The 17,974-nt window shown below is 63.5% G+C and carries 18 protein-coding genes; 9 read left to right on the forward strand and 9 right to left on the reverse strand.

Annotation, left to right across the window (positions count from 1 at the left end; all coding sequences use genetic code 11):
* Window positions 1–40: 40 nt before the first annotated feature.
* From BWR02_RS14340 to BWR02_RS14360, 5 genes are all read right to left on the reverse strand, one after another.
* A complete protein-coding gene (locus tag BWR02_RS14340) occupies window positions 41–577 on the reverse strand; it encodes a hypothetical protein (protein WP_139558630.1) in 537 nt (178 codons plus the stop codon).
* A 130-nt stretch (window positions 578–707) separates the two neighbouring features.
* Window positions 708–1,952 carry a glycolate oxidase subunit GlcF gene (gene glcF / locus BWR02_RS14345; protein WP_139558631.1) on the reverse strand — a complete coding sequence of 415 codons (1,245 nt, stop codon included), beginning with the start codon at window positions 1,950–1,952 and terminating at the stop codon, window positions 708–710.
* Between the two features lie 3 nt (window positions 1,953–1,955).
* Window positions 1,956–3,047, reverse strand: a complete 1,092-nt coding sequence (gene glcE / locus BWR02_RS14350; protein ID WP_236102258.1) for a glycolate oxidase subunit GlcE — start codon at window positions 3,045–3,047, stop codon at window positions 1,956–1,958.
* The gene (locus BWR02_RS14355) at window positions 3,044–4,540 is read right to left on the reverse strand and encodes an FAD-linked oxidase C-terminal domain-containing protein (RefSeq protein ID WP_139558632.1); all 1,497 of its coding nucleotides are present in this window, start codon (window positions 4,538–4,540) and stop codon (window positions 3,044–3,046) included. Before BWR02_RS14355 ends, glcE begins: the two co-directional genes overlap by 4 nt.
* 10 nt (window positions 4,541–4,550) lie before the next feature.
* A complete protein-coding gene (locus BWR02_RS14360; RefSeq protein ID WP_139558633.1) occupies window positions 4,551–5,243 on the reverse strand; it encodes a rhomboid family intramembrane serine protease in 693 nt (230 codons plus the stop codon).
* 310 nt (window positions 5,244–5,553) lie between these two features.
* Here BWR02_RS14360 and soxC point away from each other — a divergent pair, with 310 nt between their 5' ends.
* Window positions 5,554–6,840: a sulfite dehydrogenase gene (soxC, locus tag BWR02_RS14365; RefSeq protein ID WP_139558634.1), complete on the forward strand. Its 1,287-nt coding sequence runs from the start codon at window positions 5,554–5,556 to the stop codon at window positions 6,838–6,840.
* Window positions 6,827–7,405 (forward strand): c-type cytochrome, encoded by a 579-nt coding sequence (locus tag BWR02_RS14370; RefSeq protein ID WP_236102260.1) that lies wholly within the window; start codon window positions 6,827–6,829, stop codon window positions 7,403–7,405. The genes soxC and BWR02_RS14370 overlap by 14 nt, the downstream gene beginning before the upstream one ends.
* A gap of 96 nt (window positions 7,406–7,501) precedes the next feature.
* On the opposite strand, the gene BWR02_RS21105 is transcribed toward BWR02_RS14370, so the two are convergent.
* Entirely contained in the window at window positions 7,502–8,131 is a 630-nt protein-coding gene (locus tag BWR02_RS21105; protein ID WP_201276277.1) for a hypothetical protein, read from the reverse strand.
* Between the two features lie 304 nt (window positions 8,132–8,435).
* Between BWR02_RS21105 and pqqA the strand changes: the two genes are divergently transcribed.
* From pqqA to pqqE, 5 genes are all read left to right on the forward strand, one after another.
* Entirely contained in the window at window positions 8,436–8,510 is a 75-nt protein-coding gene (gene pqqA / locus BWR02_RS14380) for a pyrroloquinoline quinone precursor peptide PqqA (protein WP_129884644.1), read from the forward strand.
* Between the two features lie 85 nt (window positions 8,511–8,595).
* Entirely contained in the window at window positions 8,596–9,510 is a 915-nt protein-coding gene (gene pqqB / locus BWR02_RS14385; protein WP_139558635.1) for a pyrroloquinoline quinone biosynthesis protein PqqB, read from the forward strand.
* Between the two features lie 14 nt (window positions 9,511–9,524).
* Complete coding sequence (gene pqqC, locus BWR02_RS14390) at window positions 9,525–10,253, forward strand: pyrroloquinoline-quinone synthase PqqC (RefSeq protein ID WP_139558636.1); 729 nt, start codon at window positions 9,525–9,527, stop codon at window positions 10,251–10,253.
* 4 nt (window positions 10,254–10,257) lie between these two features.
* Window positions 10,258–10,539, forward strand: a complete 282-nt coding sequence (gene pqqD, locus BWR02_RS14395) for a pyrroloquinoline quinone biosynthesis peptide chaperone PqqD (protein WP_129884617.1) — start codon at window positions 10,258–10,260, stop codon at window positions 10,537–10,539.
* A complete protein-coding gene (pqqE, locus tag BWR02_RS14400; RefSeq protein WP_139558637.1) occupies window positions 10,508–11,641 on the forward strand; it encodes a pyrroloquinoline quinone biosynthesis protein PqqE in 1,134 nt (377 codons plus the stop codon). Before pqqD ends, pqqE begins: the two co-directional genes overlap by 32 nt.
* Before the next feature lie 14 nt (window positions 11,642–11,655).
* Here the strand turns inward: pqqE and holA are convergent, their stop codons facing one another.
* Genes holA through leuS form a run of 3 tightly spaced genes read right to left on the reverse strand, consistent with a single transcriptional unit; the run spans window position 11,656 to window position 15,662 of the window.
* A complete protein-coding gene (gene holA, locus BWR02_RS14405; RefSeq protein WP_139558638.1) occupies window positions 11,656–12,687 on the reverse strand; it encodes a DNA polymerase III subunit delta in 1,032 nt (343 codons plus the stop codon).
* Window positions 12,684–13,199 carry an LPS-assembly lipoprotein LptE gene (locus BWR02_RS14410; RefSeq protein ID WP_139558639.1) on the reverse strand — a complete coding sequence of 172 codons (516 nt, stop codon included), beginning with the start codon at window positions 13,197–13,199 and terminating at the stop codon, window positions 12,684–12,686. Before BWR02_RS14410 ends, holA begins: the two co-directional genes overlap by 4 nt.
* A gap of 12 nt (window positions 13,200–13,211) precedes the next feature.
* A complete protein-coding gene (leuS, locus tag BWR02_RS14415; protein ID WP_139558702.1) occupies window positions 13,212–15,662 on the reverse strand; it encodes a leucine--tRNA ligase in 2,451 nt (816 codons plus the stop codon).
* A 145-nt stretch (window positions 15,663–15,807) separates the two neighbouring features.
* Between leuS and BWR02_RS14420 the strand changes: the two genes are divergently transcribed.
* Window positions 15,808–16,587, forward strand: coding sequence for a ParA family protein (locus BWR02_RS14420; RefSeq protein WP_139558640.1), 780 nt, complete (start codon window positions 15,808–15,810; stop codon window positions 16,585–16,587).
* A gap of 91 nt (window positions 16,588–16,678) precedes the next feature.
* A complete protein-coding gene (gene nadA / locus BWR02_RS14425) occupies window positions 16,679–17,776 on the forward strand; it encodes a quinolinate synthase NadA (protein ID WP_139558641.1) in 1,098 nt (365 codons plus the stop codon).
* The last annotated feature ends 198 nt before the right edge of the window (window positions 17,777–17,974 follow it).

Here is a 17,974-nt window from a genome sequence, read left to right on the forward strand (position 1 = left end):
TCGGCGGGGGCGGCGCCCCCCGCCGAGCAGCGTAGCCGGGCTAGGCCAGCTTGGGTGCGGGTTTGAATGGATTCACCAACGTCGAACCCGTGCGGAGATAGACGGCCTCAGGGTGCTTCGCGGCCATCAACCCGCGTACCCTGTCTTCTTCCGAGCGTCGGGCATCGATCATGATCAGATACTTCCCGGCATCGATCTCGTCATGGTAGGCGGCCAGCTTCTGGTTCTCCTTCGCCAAGCCCATCAACCCCCCGACCCAGGCGCCGAACAGGGTGATGAAGCCGAAGATCGCAACATAGACGAGCCCGCCCACCTGCGGGCCGAAGGGGTCGCTGACGATGACATAACCAGTCGCCGCGAGGGCACACAGGAAACCGATCAGCGCACCGCGCTCCGCGAAGCGCACCACGTCCAGCTTCTGTATGAAGTTCGCCGAGTGGATATGGCGCTTGTAGAGCCCGGCCTCGTCTTTGCTCCAGACATGGAAGTTCCAGTCCGAAATGCCTGCGGCATGCAGATCGATGGAGATCTGCTCGGTGCTGTCGAGGTTGCCCGTGAGGTAATAGAGTCTCTGCATGGAAAGTCTCCTCCACTGATGACGCCACTGCGTTGGCGGCGCTTGTCTTGGTCTGAATTCCGGATAGCCACCCTTGGACGCGCGACACCCGAAAACGCTGTGTATGCCCAATACCCGCGGCTGTCAATAGTCACCCGGGGCAGGCGTCGGAGTCGCCGTTCGCTGCAATCGATTCGGCCAGGAGTTCGATCCAGTGCTTCACTGGCGTCTTCGTCCCGGATTGAAGATGCAGGAGACAACCGATGTTGTCGGTCAGGATCAGTTCCGGTTGACTGCGTTCCAGCGCGGCGATCTTGTCTGCCAACAGCCGTGCCGCGACGGTCGGCTGCAATAACGAGTAGCTGCCGGCCGAGCCGCAACAAAGTTGGGCATCGGCCACGGGCACCAGATCGAGTCCAGCTTGCGTCAGCAGCCCTTCGACACGGCCGGCCAGTCGCTGGCCATGCTGCAAGGTGCAAGGCGCATGAAATGCGACCCGGCCCGAGAGTTTGCCGGCGAGACCCCCGATCGGCTCGCTGGCCAGCACCTCTCCCAGGCTTTTCGCCATGCCGGCCACGCGCGCTGCCTTGGCCGCATAGACCGGATCGTCGTGGAGCAGGCGGCCATAGTCCTTGACCGTTACGGCGCAGCCGCTGGCGGTGACCACGATGGCCTCGGCGCCTCGCTCGATCTCCGGCCACCAGGCATCGATATTCCGCCGCGCGAAACCAAAGCCCTTGTCGCGGCCAGCCAAATGCTGGCTCAGTGCGCCGCAGCAACCGCTCGCCGCCGCGTGGACCAGCGAAATTCCCAACACATCGAGCACGCGGGCCGCGGCCGCATCGATACCCGGGGCAGTGACCGACTGGACGCAGCCGTTCAGCACCACCATGTGACGGGCATGCCGCCGCGCTGGCCAAGTCAGCGCGCGACGCGGCGCCGGCAGTTTGCGCTGCCATTCGACCGGCAGCAGCGGCTGAGCCGCGCGCGCCAGTGCGAGGAGCGGCGCGAAGCGGCGCGGATACGGCAGAATCGCGCGCAGCGCAGCGCGCTGGACTCGCTCAATCCACGGGCGGCCGGCATCGCGTTCGACGACTTCTCGCCCGATCTCGAGCAGCTTGCCGTATTCGACTCCCGAGGGGCAGGCGGTCTCGCATGCCCGGCAACTGAGGCAGCGGTCCAGATGCGTCTGGGTTCGCTGTGTTGCGGCGGCGCCCTCCAGAACCTGCTTGATCAGATAGATCCGGCCACGCGGTCCGTCACGCTCATCACCAAGCAGGCGGTAAGTCGGACAGGCGGCGTTGCAGAACCCGCAATGCACACAGGCGCGGAGCACCGCGTCGGCTGCGGCGCCGTCCCGCGTGTTCCGGAACCCATCGGTCAGCCGAGTCTGCACGCTCTAAAGACCCTCGTACATCCGCCCGGGATTGAACAAGCCATCGGGATCGAAAGCCGCTTTCAGAGATCGGTGCAGGCCCATCAGGCGGGGCTCCAGGGGCTGAAAACGGGCCGCCGAAGCCATTGGTGTCCGGAAAAGCATCGCATGGCCCCCGCACGACGCCGCCGCGGCGAAGACCTCGGCGGCCGGAGCGCTCGTGCGCAGCCAGCGCTGGGCACCACCCCAGTCGTAAAGCCATTCCCCCGGCAGCGGGGCCAGTCGAACAGCGGGCGGCACCGACAGTCGCCAAAGATCGGCCGCGCCCGCGAAAAATGGCAGGTCTTGTTCCCGTAGCGCGCGCCAATAATCGGCCCCGCACTCGGCAGGCTCGCCGCCGAGACGGCGCCGTGCCGCCTGCACCGCGGACTCATTGCCCGACAGACGAACCCGCAGCCGATCGTCATAGGCCAGTCCGGAGAGCGGCCAGGACCCCGAGGCCCAGTCCTGCATTGCTTGCAGTGCGGACAAAGGGTTCATCTCGAAGCTCAGACTCAACTCGCAGCGGGGTCGCGGCAAGACCTTGAGCGAGACTTCCAGCAACACGCCCAGGGTGCCACAGGCCCCAGCCATCAGGCGCGATACATCAAAGCCGGCCACGTTCTTCATGACCGTACCGCCAAACCGGAGCGTCTCGGCCCGCCCATTCAGGAGCTTCACCCCGAGCACGAAATCCCGGGCGGAACCGGCGAAGGGGCGACGCGGCCCTGATAGGCCGCAGGCAATAGCGCCCCCGATCGTCGCGCTCGCCCCAAAATGCGGTGGCTCGAAGGCGAGCATCTGTCCTCCCTCCGCCAGTACCTCCTCCAGTTCCGCCAGCGGCGTTCCGCCCCGCGCCGTCACGACGAGTTCCGTCGGTTCATAGGCGAGGATCCCGCGGTGGTCCGCCACGCCCAGCGCTTCGCCCTCGGCCGAACGGGCGAGAAAGCCTTTGCTACCCCCGCCGACGATGCGCAGTGGCTGTCGCCGCGCCAGAGCGTCCCGGACATCGTCCTGCAGCGCGCTTTCGCAATCTGCATCCGGCAGTGCCCCGATGCCGCCTGCTGTCCCGTTCAAAAGCGTTCGAGCTCCGGGAACGGGAGCTGCCCGCCATGCACGTGCATGGCACCGAGTTCCGCGCAGCGGCGCAGGCTGGGCACGGCTTTCCCCGGGTTCAGCAAACCGTGCGGGTCGAAAGCCCGCTTAACGGCGTGAAACTGGGCCAGTTCTGCCGCAGGGAACTGGCGGCAGAGCAGGTCGATTTTCTCGACCCCGACGCCATGCTCGCCGGTGACCGTACCTCCAACGTCGAGGCACAGTTGCAGGATTCTCGCCCCGAGCCGCTCGGCCTGCTCCAACTCCCCCGGGCGGTTGGCGTCGTAAAGGATTAGTGGATGCAGGTTGCCGTCCCCGGCATGGAAGACATTCGCCACACCGAGCCCGAATTCCTCCGCAAGCGTCGAGATTCCACGCAGCACATCCGCGAGACAGCGGCGTGGAATGGTTCCGTCCATGCAGTAGTAATCCGCGGCGATCCGTCCCACCGCGGGAAAGGCGGCCTTGCGCCCCATCCAGAAGCGCAAGCGCTCCGCGTCATCTGCAGCGCGGCGGACTTCGGTCGCGCGAGCCGCAACCAGGATCGCTTCGGCCGCGGCGACGTCGGCGTCGACCTGCTCCGGCAAGCCATCAAACTCACACAGCAGAATCGCTGCAGCCCCCACCGGATAGCCCGCATGCACGAACGCCTCGGTCGCGCGAATGGTCACCGCGTCCATGAACTCCAAACCCGCCGGCAGCAGCCCGGCGCCGATGATGTTCGCAACCGCAGCCCCGGCTGCGCCGATGTCGTCGAAGGCCGCCAGCAATGCCCGCGCAGACGCCGGCCGCAGGATCAGCTTGACGACCACCTCGACGATGATGCCCAGCAGCCCTTCCGAACCCGTCAGCAAGGCCAGGAGGTCGTAACCCGGAGCATCGAGCGACATCCCGCCGACGGTCAGTAACTCGCCTTCGACCGTAACGAGTTTGATCTCGGTAAGGTTGTGCACCGTCAGCCCGTACTTCAGGCAATGCACACCGCCGGAATTCTCGGCAACGTTGCCGCCAATCGTGCAGGCAATCTGCGATGACGGATCCGGGGCGTACAGCAAGCCGAGCGGCGCGACGGCCTCGGTCACGGCAGCATTCCGGACCCCAGGCTGGACCCTTGCCAAGCGGTTCGGGGCATCGATCGCCAGGATCCGGTTCAGCCGCGTCAGGCTGAGCAAGACGCCATTCTCGACCGGCAGCGCGCCCCCCGACAAGCCGGTTCCGGCACCCCGCGCGACCACCGGCACGCCCGCCGCGTGGCACAACTGCATGACCGCCTGCACCTCTGCCGTGCTTTGCGGCAACACCACGATCCACGGCAGTGTGCGGTAAGCGGACAGGGCATCGCACTCGTACGGACGGAGGTCCTCCGGATCCGCCAGCACTGCTTCCGGGCCGAGTTTTCGGCGCAACGCGCGGACGAACGCGTCCTTGTCGACGTGGTGTGCGAGCTGTTCCGAAGGATGCGACCGATGAGTCAAGGGTACCCCTTCAGCGGGCGTTACCCGGCCGACGCTCCCACAACAGGAACAGGCGGTAGCTCAGGGTGCCTGCGATGAAACCACCGACATGTCCCCACCAGGCGACATCTGCGTACCCGGCGGCATTCACAAAGCCGCTGGTTGCCTTATAGAGTTGCAGAATCACCCAGACCCCAACGAAACCGATCGCGGGCACCGGCACAAACAGTGGCAGAAAGAAGACCCAGATGACGATACGGGCATATGGATACAGAAAAAAAAATGCGCCCATCACTCCGGCGATCGCGCCTGAGGCACCGACGGTCGGCACCAGCGATGACGGACTGAAATAGATTTGCAGGATGCCGGCGAACAAACCGCAGAACAGATAAAAGCTGATGAAGCGCACCCCACCCATGCGGTCCTCGACGTTATCGCCGAAAATCCACAACAACCACATGTTCATGATCAGATGCATCCAGCTGCCGTGCAGGAACATGCTGGTGACGAATGACGCATAGTCGGGTGCCGTCAGATGGGCCCATTGCTCCCAGCCCGACCAGGTGTAACGGGCCGGCACCAGGCCGTAGCGATAGAACAGTTCGCCGCGGACGCGTTCCGACAGCAACGAGGTGTACAGGAAAATGACGCCGTTGACCGCAATCAGGGTCCAGGTTATCCAGGGCGTATACCGGCAAGGGATCGTATCCCGATAGGGGATCATGAGGACTCGCGTTCCAGTCGACCGTTGAAGACGCAGCGCCGTCGGTCCGGTACATCCGAATCCCGCGTGCCTCGGGTACGTTAACGCAGACCGGGCTCAAGAAAAACCCTGCGGTGCGCGTGGCGGAACGCTGCTCGGCAAAGTCCGTGAGCCCCATTCCTGGTTGGCGTCAGAGCCAGGGACGGCCGAGCCCGTCCACGGACGCAGCCGGGTTTCCCCCGAAGGCACTCAGTCTGGGCGCCGTTGCGATCCTCCGGCATAATCGCCGAACTTGCAGCTGCGTAAACCCGAATCACCCACCGGATCGCCAATGCACGCTTCCGAAGAAGCCCAAACCGAGTCCGATGCCTCCCGATCAACCGATCAGGAAACCCCGGCGCGGCGTGAATTCCTTCGCCGCGGCATCACTGCCGGAGGTGCCGCGGTACTCGCCGGACTGGCTCCGGAGTCACGCGCAGCAGCCGCGACCCCGCAATGGATGACCCGCCCCGGTCAGCCGTTCTCGAACTATGGTCTGCCCTCACCTCATGAAAAGGCCGTCATCCGCTTGATCGCCGCCAACAGCGCGGTATCCGGGAACGGCCTGTCATGGACACCGTTGCATGACCTGGAAGGGACCCTTACTCCGAACGGGCTGCATTTCGAGCGGCACCACAATGGGGTTCCACAGATCGACCCGGCCGGACATCGCCTTTACCTGCACGGACTGTTCGAGCGTTCTCTGTCCTTCGGGGTCGACGATCTGCTCCGCTACCCGATGGTCTCTCAGCAATGCTTCATCGAATGCGGCGGCAACAGCAACAGCGGCTGGAACGAGGAGCCGCTCCAGGCACCGGCCGGCAGCCTGCACGGCCTGGCCTCCTGCAGCGAATGGACGGGGGTGCCTCTGAGCGTGATTCTCGAGGAATGCGGCCTGCATCCCGACGCGCAGTGGCTGATCGCCGAGGGCGCCGACGCGGCCGCCATGAACGTCAGCATTCCGATCGGAAAGGCGCGCGGCGACGCGTTGCTGGCCCTGTATCAGAATGGCGAGCGGCTCCGACCGGAGAATGGCTACCCGCTCCGTCTGGTGCTGCCGGGATGGGAGGGCGTGCTCAGCGTCAAGTGGTTGCGCCGCCTGCAGGCCGCGACGGAACCCGTCATGGCTCGCAACGAGACCGCGAGGTACACCGAACTGCTCCCATCGGGCAAGGCGCGGCAATTCACCTTTGTCATCGAGGCCAAATCGGTGATCACCCGGCCCTCCCCCGGCCAGCATCTGGCCGCTCCCGGCTGGTACCCGATCAGCGGCCTGGCCTGGAGCGGTCGCGGCGTCATCAAACGCGTCGAGGTCTCGACCGATGGTGGCAAGAGCTGGATTGACGCCAACCTGCAGACGCCGGTGTTACCCCGCTGCTTCACGCGATTCCGGCTGCCATGGCGATGGAATGGCGAATCCTGCATTCTGCAGAGTCGCGCCACCGACGAAACCGGCTACGTCCAGCCGACGCGGCCAGCGCTAATCGCCGAGCGCGGACGCCACGGCTACTTTCATTACAATGCGATCGTTAGTTGGGAAGTGTCGGAGGACGGGAGCCTGAGCCATGTCTATGCCTGAGTCCTCAGCCCCATCCGCTGCGCGCCTCGAGGAACGCACCGCACGTCGCGGGCCGCAGTTCGCCTCTGCGCTGTTGCTGGGCTTGCTTACGGCACCCGCTTTCCCGGTCGCGGGCCCCGGCTTGGGGCAAGCCCTCTCCGCGGCCGAGGTCGCGGCCATCAACATCAATGTCTTCCCGAATGGTGCCGGACTGCCGCCGGGGCGCGGCACTGTCGCGGACGGACAGGCGCTGTACGCGGCTCGCTGCGAAGCCTGCCATGGCATTCGGGGTTCCGGTGGGAGCGCCGACGAATTGGCTGGCGGCGCGCACGGACTGCGCGGCAATCCTCCAGACAAAACGATCGGCACCTACTGGCCGTATGCGACGACCTTGTTCGACTATATCCGCCGCAGCATGCCGCCCACCGCCCCCCGCAGCCTCAGCGACGACGAGGTGTATGCGCTCACGGCTTATCTGTTGTCTCTCAACGGAATCATTCACGGGGGCGATACGCTCGATGCCGTATCGCTGGCACGTATCCGCATGCCCAACCGGGACGGTTTCATCCCGGTCGACGCCCGCTGAACCCGCTCGCACCATCGGGCGAGGCGGTCGTCGACGGGTTTCCCCGAAGAAACGCCGCGACGAAGGGATACGCTGCGGCGTTCCTTTACACCCGCCTCAGTGCTTCATCGGCTGACCGGCCGTTCCGCCCTGCATCTTCATCTCCATGTGAGCCTGCATCATCAACTGGTGCAGTTTGGGCAGATATTCCTTGAACACGGCGCGGTGTTCACCCTTCAACCGCTCCCGCTCGGCCTCGTCCGCCGCCTGCGTGATGCGGATGCGCAGTTGCCCCAGCTTGAGGTCGAGTTCGAGCGTCTTCTTGAGCAGCTCCTCCTTCTCTTGTTCGCTCATGGCCGGCATGGACCCCATCATGCCCCCGCCCATCATGCCACCACCCGCACCGCCGTGCTGCATACCGGCCATCCCACCGCCCTGAGACATACCCCCCATCATCCCGCCACCGCCTTGTGGCGTCTGCCCGCCGTTCATGCCACCCATCTGACCATGCTGCATCCCGCCCATGCCGCCTCCCTGGGAGGCTCCGCCCATCATCCCGCCGTGCTGCATGCCACCCATCCCCTCGGCGGGTTTTTGTGCCGGGGTGGCCTCGGGCGCCGTGGTCTGGGTCTTGGCGGCACCGCCTTCAACCGGCCAGCCGCTCTTTTCCTCGGCGAATGGCGCGGTCGAGGCCAACACCAGGCACAGGGCGGCAATCCACTCGGAACGATTCAATTCTTTTCTCATGGCGTCAATCTCCCGGATCCATGCTTCGTTTCTTACGTGAACATCATCGTGCGGACCTCGACGGCCGCGCGGGCAGACCTTACCAACAATCGACCCAACAAGCCAAGGCAAGCGACCGGACGGTGCGTCGATCGCGCGACGTACCGCGCACTGCAGGCCCGGCGTACTGGCGCGGCAGATCTGTCCGGGACATCCTCCCGAGCGGCCTTGCGCGTGTTGCGCTGTCAATAGGGTGCACGTATACTCACGCGGAATTCGACCGACGGGATCGGATTAACCACTGAACGACTGTGAGGAGTTGAGCATGCGTTGGGAAAAACCGACTTACAAAGACCTGCGTTTTGGCTTCGAAGTCACGATGTACATCTACAATCGCTAATCGCGATTGCTGGATCGGACGGGGCGCACAGCAATGTGCCGCCCCGTTTTGCGTTTAAGGCCCCCTGTTTTTCTGCTGAATCAACGTGAAGATACGTGTGTTGGGCTCGGGAGCCGGCGGCGGCTTCCCGCAATGGAACTGCAACTGCCATAACTGCAGCCGCATCCGGCGCGGCACCATGCGTTCCTCGCCTCGCACGCAGTCATCGATTGCCGTCAGTTCCAATGGCGTGGATTGGGTTCTGTTCAACGCGTCTCCGGACATTCGCAGCCAGCTCGAAGCGTTTTCCGACGTGCACCCCCGAAGCGGCATCCGGGATAGCGGCATCCGGGCGGTGATCCTGATCGACAGCCAGATCGACCATACGACCGGCCTGCTGATGCTGCGGGAGTCCACAGTCCCATTACAGATTTATTGCAGCGAGATGGTCCGGGCGGATCTGACCTCCGGCTTTCCAGTCTTCACGATGCTCGGACACTACTGCCGGGTCGAGCATCATGCGGTGCCGCTGGACGGCGGCGCGTTCGAGATCCCCGGGATCGACGATCTCCGCTTCTGCACGCACGCGCTGAAAAGCAAGGCGCCGCCGTATTCGCCCCATCGACACGACCCGCACGAAGGCGACAACATCGGTGTCGTGATCGAACAGGCTTCGACGGGCCGGCGCGTGTACTATGCGCCCGGACTGGGCGAAATCGAACCGCACGTCGAACGGGCGATGGCGGAAGCGGATTGCCTGCTGGTGGACGGCACCTTCTGGCGCGAAGACGAAATGGCCCACGCCGGTATCGTCCACAAGCTGGCGCGTGAGATGGGCCACCTGCCGCAGTCCGGTTCCGGCGGCATGATCGAAACGCTCCGCGCACACGAGCATGCGCGTAAGATACTGATCCATATCAACAACACCAACCCTATTCTGGACGAGGAGTCACCCGAGCGCCGCGAACTCGAGACGCATGGCGTCGAGGTGGCCTACGACGGTATGGCAATCACGGTTTAGCCTGAGGAGACCGAATGACTGAGGACACACGCCCCTGGAGTCGCGAGGAATTCGAACGGCGGCTGCGGGACAAGGAACGCTGCTACCACATCAATCACCCTTATCAGGTGTTGATGGCGGAAGGTAAGCTCAACCGGGAGCAGATCCAGGGGTGGGTCGCCAACCGGTTCTACTATCAGGTCAGCATCCCGCGCAAGGATGCGGCCATCCTCGCCAACATCCCCGACCGCGAGGTGCGCCGCAAATGGCTGCAGCGGATCCTTGATCACGACGGCTACGGTGAGGACGAAGGCGGAATCGAGGCCTGGATCCGCCTGGGCATGGCCTGCGGTATGGAGCGGGACGAGCTTACGTCGCTGAAACACGTGCTCCCCGGTGTGCGATTCGCGGTCGACGCCTATGTGAACTTTGCCCGCACGGCGACCTGGCAGGAAGCGGCCTGCTCGTCGCTGACCGAACTCTTCGCGCCGCGCATACACAAACAGCGCCTCGCCGGCTGGCCGGATCTCTATCCGTGGATCGACCAGACCGGACTTGCTTACTTCCGCAAGCGAGTCACGCAAGCGAGCCGCGATGTCGAACACGGTTTGGCGATTACCCTGGACCATTTCCAGACCCGGGCAGAGCAGGAACGTGCGTTGGACATTCTGCAGTTCAAGCTCGACATCCTGTGGACGATGCTGGATGCGATGCACCTTGCGTACATCGAGCAGCGACCGCCCTACTTCAATATCCCGGTGTAGTCGCATGGCCCTGGACCCGAACAGCGTCTTCCAGTTCTCGCCCACCCATCGCTTGCAGTGGGAAGAGACGCAACAGAAGCACGTGATCCTGTACCCGGAGGGTTTGGTCGAACTCAGTGACTCGGCAGCCGAAATTCTTAAGCTGTGCGATGGAACGCGCGACCTTTCCGAAATGGTGACCGCGCTGGAGAACAAGTTCGAAACCACCGATCTAATGGACGACGTAGCCGAATTTCTCGAGGCGGCACTGCACAATGGCTGGATCCGGGAACGCTCGCATCACTAATCCGCGCTGGCTGCTCGCCGAGCTGACCTACCGCTGCCCCTTGCAGTGTCCCTACTGCTCGAACCCGGTCGACTTCGCGCAACATCTTGATGAACTGGGCACCGAAGATTGGTTGCGGGTGCTGTCGGAAGCGCGGGCCATGGGCGCCGTGCAGCTGGGCCTGTCCGGTGGGGAACCGCTAACCCGCCCCGACCTGGCCATTCTGGTCCGCCATGCCCGGCAACTGGGTTACTACAGCAATCTGATCACGTCCGGCCAGGGTCTCACCGAGGAACGCATCGTCGAACTCCGGGAAGCCGGGCTGGACCATATTCAGATCAGCATTCAGTCCCCAGAAAAGACGCTGAACGATCAACTGGCCGGCACCGAGTCCTTCGAAAACAAGAAGGCCGTCGCACGACTCGTCAAGAAGCATGGCTATCCGATGGTGCTGTGCGTGGTCATCCATCGCCAGAACATCCATCAAATGCGCGAAATTCTGGAGATGGCGATCGAACTCCAGGCCGATTATCTGGAACTCGCGAATACCCAATACTACGGCTGGGCGCTGTTGAACCGGGCCCAACTGCTGCCGACACGCGCGCAATTCGAGGAAGCCGAAGCGATCGCGCAGGATTACAAGGCGCGCTTGCAGGGCCGGATGAAAATCTACTACGTCGTGCCGGACTATTACGAGGACCGGCCCAAGGCCTGCATGAACGGATGGGGCACGACCTTTCTGACGATCGCTCCGGATGGTCTGGCCCTGCCCTGTCACGCCGCACGTGACCTGCCGGGGCTGAACTGCCCGAACGTCAGAGACATGAGCATCGAGGACATCTGGCTGCATTCGGAGGCCTTCAACCACTTTCGCGGCGAGGACTGGATGCGCGAGCCATGCCGGACCTGCCCCGAGCGGACGAAGGACTTCGGGGGCTGTCGCTGCCAGGCCTTCCAGTTCACCGGAGACATGAATGCGACCGACCCGGTTTGCGGGCTGTCGCCCCACCGCGCCTTGGTCGATCGCGTGATCCGGGCGACGGAGTCCGGGGAGCAGGCGCCCGCCGGCCAGCCCTTGACCTTCCGGAACACCCGTAACTCAAGGCTACTGGCGACGGACTGAGCCGACAGGCACCGTCAAACAGTCGGCAGATCGGCCTCGGGGAAGCCGCAAAAGGCCAGGCTGATCGCCAACAGCGCCTCCCAGGGATCTCCGATGCAATCTCCCTTGATCCGTCGATCCGCAGCGACACACAGGAGCACAATGGATTGCGCCCGTTGCAGATCGATGCGGGCCGCAGATTGGCTCATTCGGGACTTCCTGGCACCGAATAACTTCATCACCTGTAAGGCACAGGCTTCGTCAAAGGACTTACCGCGCCCGACCAGATTGATGATGCTGGCCAGCGCCCGAGCGTGCCCCGCCAAAGCCCAGAGCACGACCGCCGGAGCCGTGCCTTCGGCACGCAGGCCGTCGAGGATCCGCTTGACCCGAACCGTGTTGGCGTCCAGCGCGGCGTCGACCAGATCGTAGACGTCGAAGCGGGCGGCATCGGCGACCGCAGCCGCGATCTGCCGCTCGTCAATCATCCCCGAGCCGTAGAGGATGTGTAGCTTTTCGATCTCCTGGACGGCGGCCAGCAGATTCCCTTCGATACGCGCCGCCAAGGCAGCCAGTCCGGACTGATCCACCAGCAAACCCTTAGCGCTCAGGCGATGGTCCAGCCACTGCAACAGAGAACGCCCCGTTAGCGGCTTGGCCTGGACGACGACACCAGCGCGTTCGAAGCCCTGGAACCAGGCCTTTTTCTGGTCGTCCGCGCTCAGCTTGCCGGCGCTGAGCACCAACACGCAATCCGGGCTCGGCGCCGCCACGTACTCCGCCAGAAACTCCCCGCCGCCCTGATCAGGCTTCTCCGGGACCCTGACGTCCAGCACCCGAGCGCCCCCGAACAGCGGCAGGGTCGCTGCGGCATCCCTTAGCGCGCCCCACTCGAAGCCGGGCTGTACGAAAAACAGTTCCCAGTCGGGGAAACCATTGGCTTGTGCGGCCGAGCGGATCGCCGCCACGGCTTCCGTGACCTGCAGCGGCTCGTCACCAAAAACCAGATAGAACGGCGCGATACGGCGGCGCAGCGCGCCGCCGAGTTCGGCCGGCACCAGCCTCACGCGTTATCCCTGACCTTGACCGCCGAGCGCAGCCGCCGCATGACGATCTGGGCCGCCTCCCGTTCCATTTCCGAGCGCATCAGGGTCTCCTGTTCACCCTGCCCGAGCGGGAAGCGGATATCGACGAAGTACTGTCGGGTGATCTCGAGTTCCTCGCGGGGCAGCAAGACTTCGCCCTTCGGCGTCGTCACTTCGAACTCGAGTCGATAGCTCAGATTGTAGCCGTTTGCCTTGCCGGCCTTGCTGAGCGAGATCTGGCGCCGCTGGTGAATGCCGCTGATAACATGGAACACGCTGCCGGCTTCGGCCTGATTCACGGCCAACCGGCCGCCGGCGAAACTCAGGATCTCGATGAATTCCTGGCTGAATGGTTGCCCGGGAGCAATGCCGGTCAGCTTCACCACCTTCGCCCGCTCGGGCAGATCGACTTTGCCACGCAGGTGGTAGCCGCATCCACCCAGTGCACCGATCGACAAGATCAGCAGCACCCGCATCGTCAGATTGGCGAACATAAGGCTCTGTTTTCAGACGACCAGATTGACCAGTTTCCCGGGGACGACGATGACTTTCCTGAGCGGTTGCCCCTCGAGATAGCGCTGCACCGCCGGGTCGGCGAGCGCGGCCGACTCGACTGCCGCCTTGTCGGCCGTGACCGGCACCGTAATGCGGCTCCGGAGTTTGCCGTTGACCTGGACCACCAGCTCAATCGACTCTTTCACCAGAGCGGATTCGTCCACGGCAGGCCAACCCGCTCCGACCACGGCCTCGGCATGCCCCAGGGCTGACCAGAGTTCTTGACAGATATGCGGAACCATGGGCGCCAGCATCAGCACGACCAATTCCAGCGCTTCCTGGCGAACTGCCCTGCCCTGCTCCGACACGTCGTCAAACTTCGCGAGCGCGTTCAATAGCTCCATGTTGGCCGCGATCGCCGTGTTGAAGGTCTGGCGCCGCCCCATGTCATCGGTAACCTTCCGGAGCGTCTCATGCACCTGGCGCCGGATATCGCGCTGAGCGGGATCCAGGTCGCCGACGTTCAGCGCGCTGGCCGGACCCGCATTGACGTGCCCGGCAACCTGCTTCCATAGCCGCTTCAGGAACCGAAAGGCACCCTCGACGGCGCTGTCCGACCATTCGAGCGATTGCTCGGGCGGCGCCGCGAACATGATGAACAGCCGTACCGTGTCGGCGCCATAGCGGTTGATCAATTCCTGCGGATCGACAGTGTTGCCCTTGGATTTGGACATCTTGCTGCCGTCTTTCAGCACCATGCCCTGGGTCAGCAGTCGCGTGAACGGCTCCGCTGCCGGCACGAGGCCCGCGTCGCGGAGCAACTTGTTATAGAACCGGGCGTACAGCAAGTGCAGGATCGCATGCTCGATGCCGCCGATGTACTGATCGACCGGCAACCAGTAACCTGCACGCGCATCCAGCATCGCGGTACTGCTGTCCGCGCTGGCGTAGCGCGCGAAATACCATGACGATTCCATGAAGGTATCGAAGGTGTCCGTCTCGCGGCGCGCGCCCGCGCCGCAGGTCGGACAGGCAACATTCACGAAACTGTCCAACCGCGCCAACGGCGAGCCCTGAGACTCGAAATCGACGTCCTTGGGCAACAGCACCGGCAATTGGTCGTCGGGCACCGGCACCGTTCCACAGCATTCGCAGTAAATCACCGGGATCGGAGCACCCCAATAACGTTGCCGGGACACCCCCCAGTCCCGCAACCGGTAATGCACCTGACGATGGCCCTTACCCAGTTGCTCGAGCCGGTCGGCGATCGCCTCGAAGGCGTCTTCCGACGTGAGCCCGTCGAACGCGCCGGAGTTCGCGAGCCGCCCTTTCTCGACGAACGCTGCCGTTTCGAGGTCGATACCGCCGCCATCGAGCGGAAAGATCACGGGCTTGATCGGCAAGCCGAACTGTTTGGCGAATTCGTAGTCACGCTGGTCGTGGGCAGGGACCGACATCACCGCCCCGGTGCCGTAACCCATCAGCACGAAATTCGCGATCCAGATCGGCACGACCTCGCCGGTCAGCGGATGCACGGCCCGGAAGCCCGAATCCACGCCCCGCTTCTCCATGGTTTCGAGCGCGGCTTCCGAGGCCTGCGTCTGCAGGCACAGGTCGACGAAAGACTGGAGATCGGGATTGCGCTCCACGGCCAGTTTGGCCACGGGATGCTCGGCCGCTACGGCGACATAGGTCACGCCCAGCAGCGTATCGGGCCGCGTGGTATAGACCTTCAGCGGCTCGCCGGTCTCCTGGACCGCGAATTCGAGTTCCACACCGAGCGAACGTCCGATCCAGTTTTGCTGCATCAGCTTGACCTGCTCGGGCCAGCCATCCAGCGTGTCGAGATCACGCAGCAGTTCATCGGCGTATGCAGTGATCTTCATGAACCACTGCGGGATCTCGCGCCGGATGACCGGCGTGTCGCAGCGCCAGCAGCAGCCGTCGATCACCTGTTCGTTCGCCAGCACGGTCTGGTCGTTCGGACACCAGTTAACCGGGGAGGTCTTCTTGTAGACGAGGCCCTTTTCGAGCAGACGGAGGAAGAACCACTGCTCCCAGCGGTAGTAGTCGGGGGCGCAGGTCGCCACTTCGCGTTGCCAGTCGTAGCCGAAGCCGAGCCGCTTCAACTGGTCTCGCATGTAGGCGATGTTGTCGTAGGTCCAGTCGGCCGGATGAACCCCGTTCTGCATGGCCGCATTTTCGGCCGGCAGCCCGAACGCATCCCATCCCATCGGCTGCAGGACATTCTTGCCGAGCATGCGCTGGTAGCGGCTGATGACGTCGCCGATGGTGTAATTCCGCACGTGCCCCATGTGCAGGCGACCGCTGGGATAGGGAAACATCGACAGGCAGTAGAATTTTTGCCGGGACGTATCCTCCGACGCCCGGAAAACACCGGTTTCCTGCCACATTTTCTGCACCGCGGACTCAATCGTCTGCGGGTTGTAAAGATCGTCCATCGCCGCCGATTCAAACATCGCTGAAACCCGTTAGAATACCGGACGGTGCGGCAAAGCTGAAGCTTGAGCGGAATCCTCGGCGAAACAGCGGGGCTGGCGGACTGAGGTATCCAGGGCAGTCATGAATCACCCATCCGAGGCGACAATGCGCAGAGTAGTTTTCAATCAGAAGGGCGGCGTAGGGAAATCGACTATCACCTGCAATCTGGCGGCCGTCAGCGCGGCGCAAGGCAGGCGCACGCTGGTCGTCGATCTCGACATCCAGGGGAACTCGACCCACTACCTGCTGGGGCACAAGATCACCGAACCCGACGCCACCCTGGCCGGCTTCTTCAAGCAGACATTGAGCATCAACCTGTTCGGCGGCAATTCCGACAGCGGAATCAACGCGGCGATCCACGCCACGCCATTCGAGAACCTCGATGTCATGGCCTCGCACCCCGAGTTCGAGCCCCTGCAGACACGGCTCGATCAGCGCATGAAGATCTACAAGCTCCGCGAAGCCCTCGAGTCCCTGACCCAGTACGAGCGGATCTACATCGATACGCCGCCGGTGTTGAACTTCTACAGCCGCTCGGCTCTAATTGCCGCCACCAATTGCCTGATTCCCTTCGATTGCGACGCTTTCACGCGTGAATCGCTTTACAACCTGCTGGCCGTGATCTCCGAGATCAAGGCCGATCACAACCCGGCGCTCCAACTCGAGGGCATCGTCGTCAACCAGTACCAGAGCCGCGCCAGCTTGCCCCAGCAACTCGTCAGCGAACTCGTGTCCGAAGGGCATCCGGTGCTGTCCACCAAGATCTCGCCGTCGGTCAAGGTGCGGGAGTCCCACAGCGAGTCCAAGCCATTGATTCATTACGCGCCGGATCACAAGCTCTCCGCCGAATTCCGAGCCTTGCACGACGAGATCCACGCCCTCTGAGCACGGCCAAACGGCGCTGCCGACATCCATTACCGCAGCATTTCACTGTGGTATTATCGAAGAGTCGTTTATTTTCCCCAGACCCCGCACGATGTCCGCTCCAGCCCTCGCGATCCAAGACTTTGCGCTGCTCGACGACGAAGAATGTCATGAACGGATCACCGCAGCCAAAAAAGCGCTTGGCAGCCGCTGCGTCATCCTCGGGCATCATTACCAGCGCGACGAAGTGTTCCGGCATGCGGACACCAGCGGCGACTCACTGAAGCTCTCGCACTGGGCGGCGCGTTCGGACGCCCAGTACATCGTCTTCTGCGGGGTACACTTCATGGCCGAGGTCGCCGACATCCTGTCGCGGCCCGAGCAAATCGCCATCCTGCCCGATCTCGCAGCCGGTTGTTCGATGGCCGACATGGCCAACCGCGTAAATGTCGAGCGATGCTGGACCGAGTTGGCCACCGTGCTCGACCCCGATCGCGACATCACGCCGGTCACCTACATCAACTCCGCGGCGGACCTTAAAGCCTTTTGTGGCCGTCACGGCGGTATCGTCTGCACCTCCAGCAACGCGCGGACGATCCTCGACTGGAGTTTCACCCAGCGACCCAAGGTGCTGTTCTTCCCCGACCAACACCTGGGCCGGAATACGGGCTATCGCATGGGGATCCCGTTGGAGGAGATGGTCACCTGGGATTTCGGCAAACCCATGGGCGGCCTGACGGTCGAGGAAATCGAACGCGCCCGCATCATTTTGTGGAAAGGCTTCTGCTCCGTGCACCAGATGTTCAAGCCGGAGCACATCGACCGTTTCCTGGAGACGTACCCCGACACCCGCGTCATTTCGCATCCCGAGGCCTGCTTCGAGGTCTGCGAGAAGTCACATCATGTCGGTTCCACCGAGTACATTCTGAAAACCGTCCGGGAAGCCGAGCCGAATACGCGCTGGCTGGTCGGCACCGAACTGAATCTCGTGAATCGCCTGGCGAACGAGGTGCGCGACCAGGGCAAGCAGGTGCACTTCATGTCCCCGACCATCTGCATGTGTTCGACCATGTTCCGCACCGATCCCCAGCACCTGTTGTGGGTGCTTGAAAATCTGGTTCAGGGCACGGTCGTGAACCGGATCCGTGTCAACGAGGCCGACGCACGCTATGCCAAACTCGCGCTGAACAACATGCTAACGGTGTCCTGACCCACCGCGACATTCACTTTCCTCCCCCTGCGACCGGCGCTCTCCCCGCCGGTGTGCGACGCACCCCAGCGCCCTTGCAGTTCACGCATTGTTCAGACCCTGCCCTTGCCGATCCCTTGGGATAGGCCGAGCCGCACCGAGCGGCCACCCACGGGCCATGAGCGCTTGCGTTCCCCTGCTCGCATGCAGCGTGCCTGG

The sequence above is a fragment of the Methylotetracoccus oryzae genome (assembly GCF_006175985.1).
GTDB classification, from domain to species: domain Bacteria; phylum Pseudomonadota; class Gammaproteobacteria; order Methylococcales; family Methylococcaceae; genus Methylotetracoccus; species Methylotetracoccus oryzae.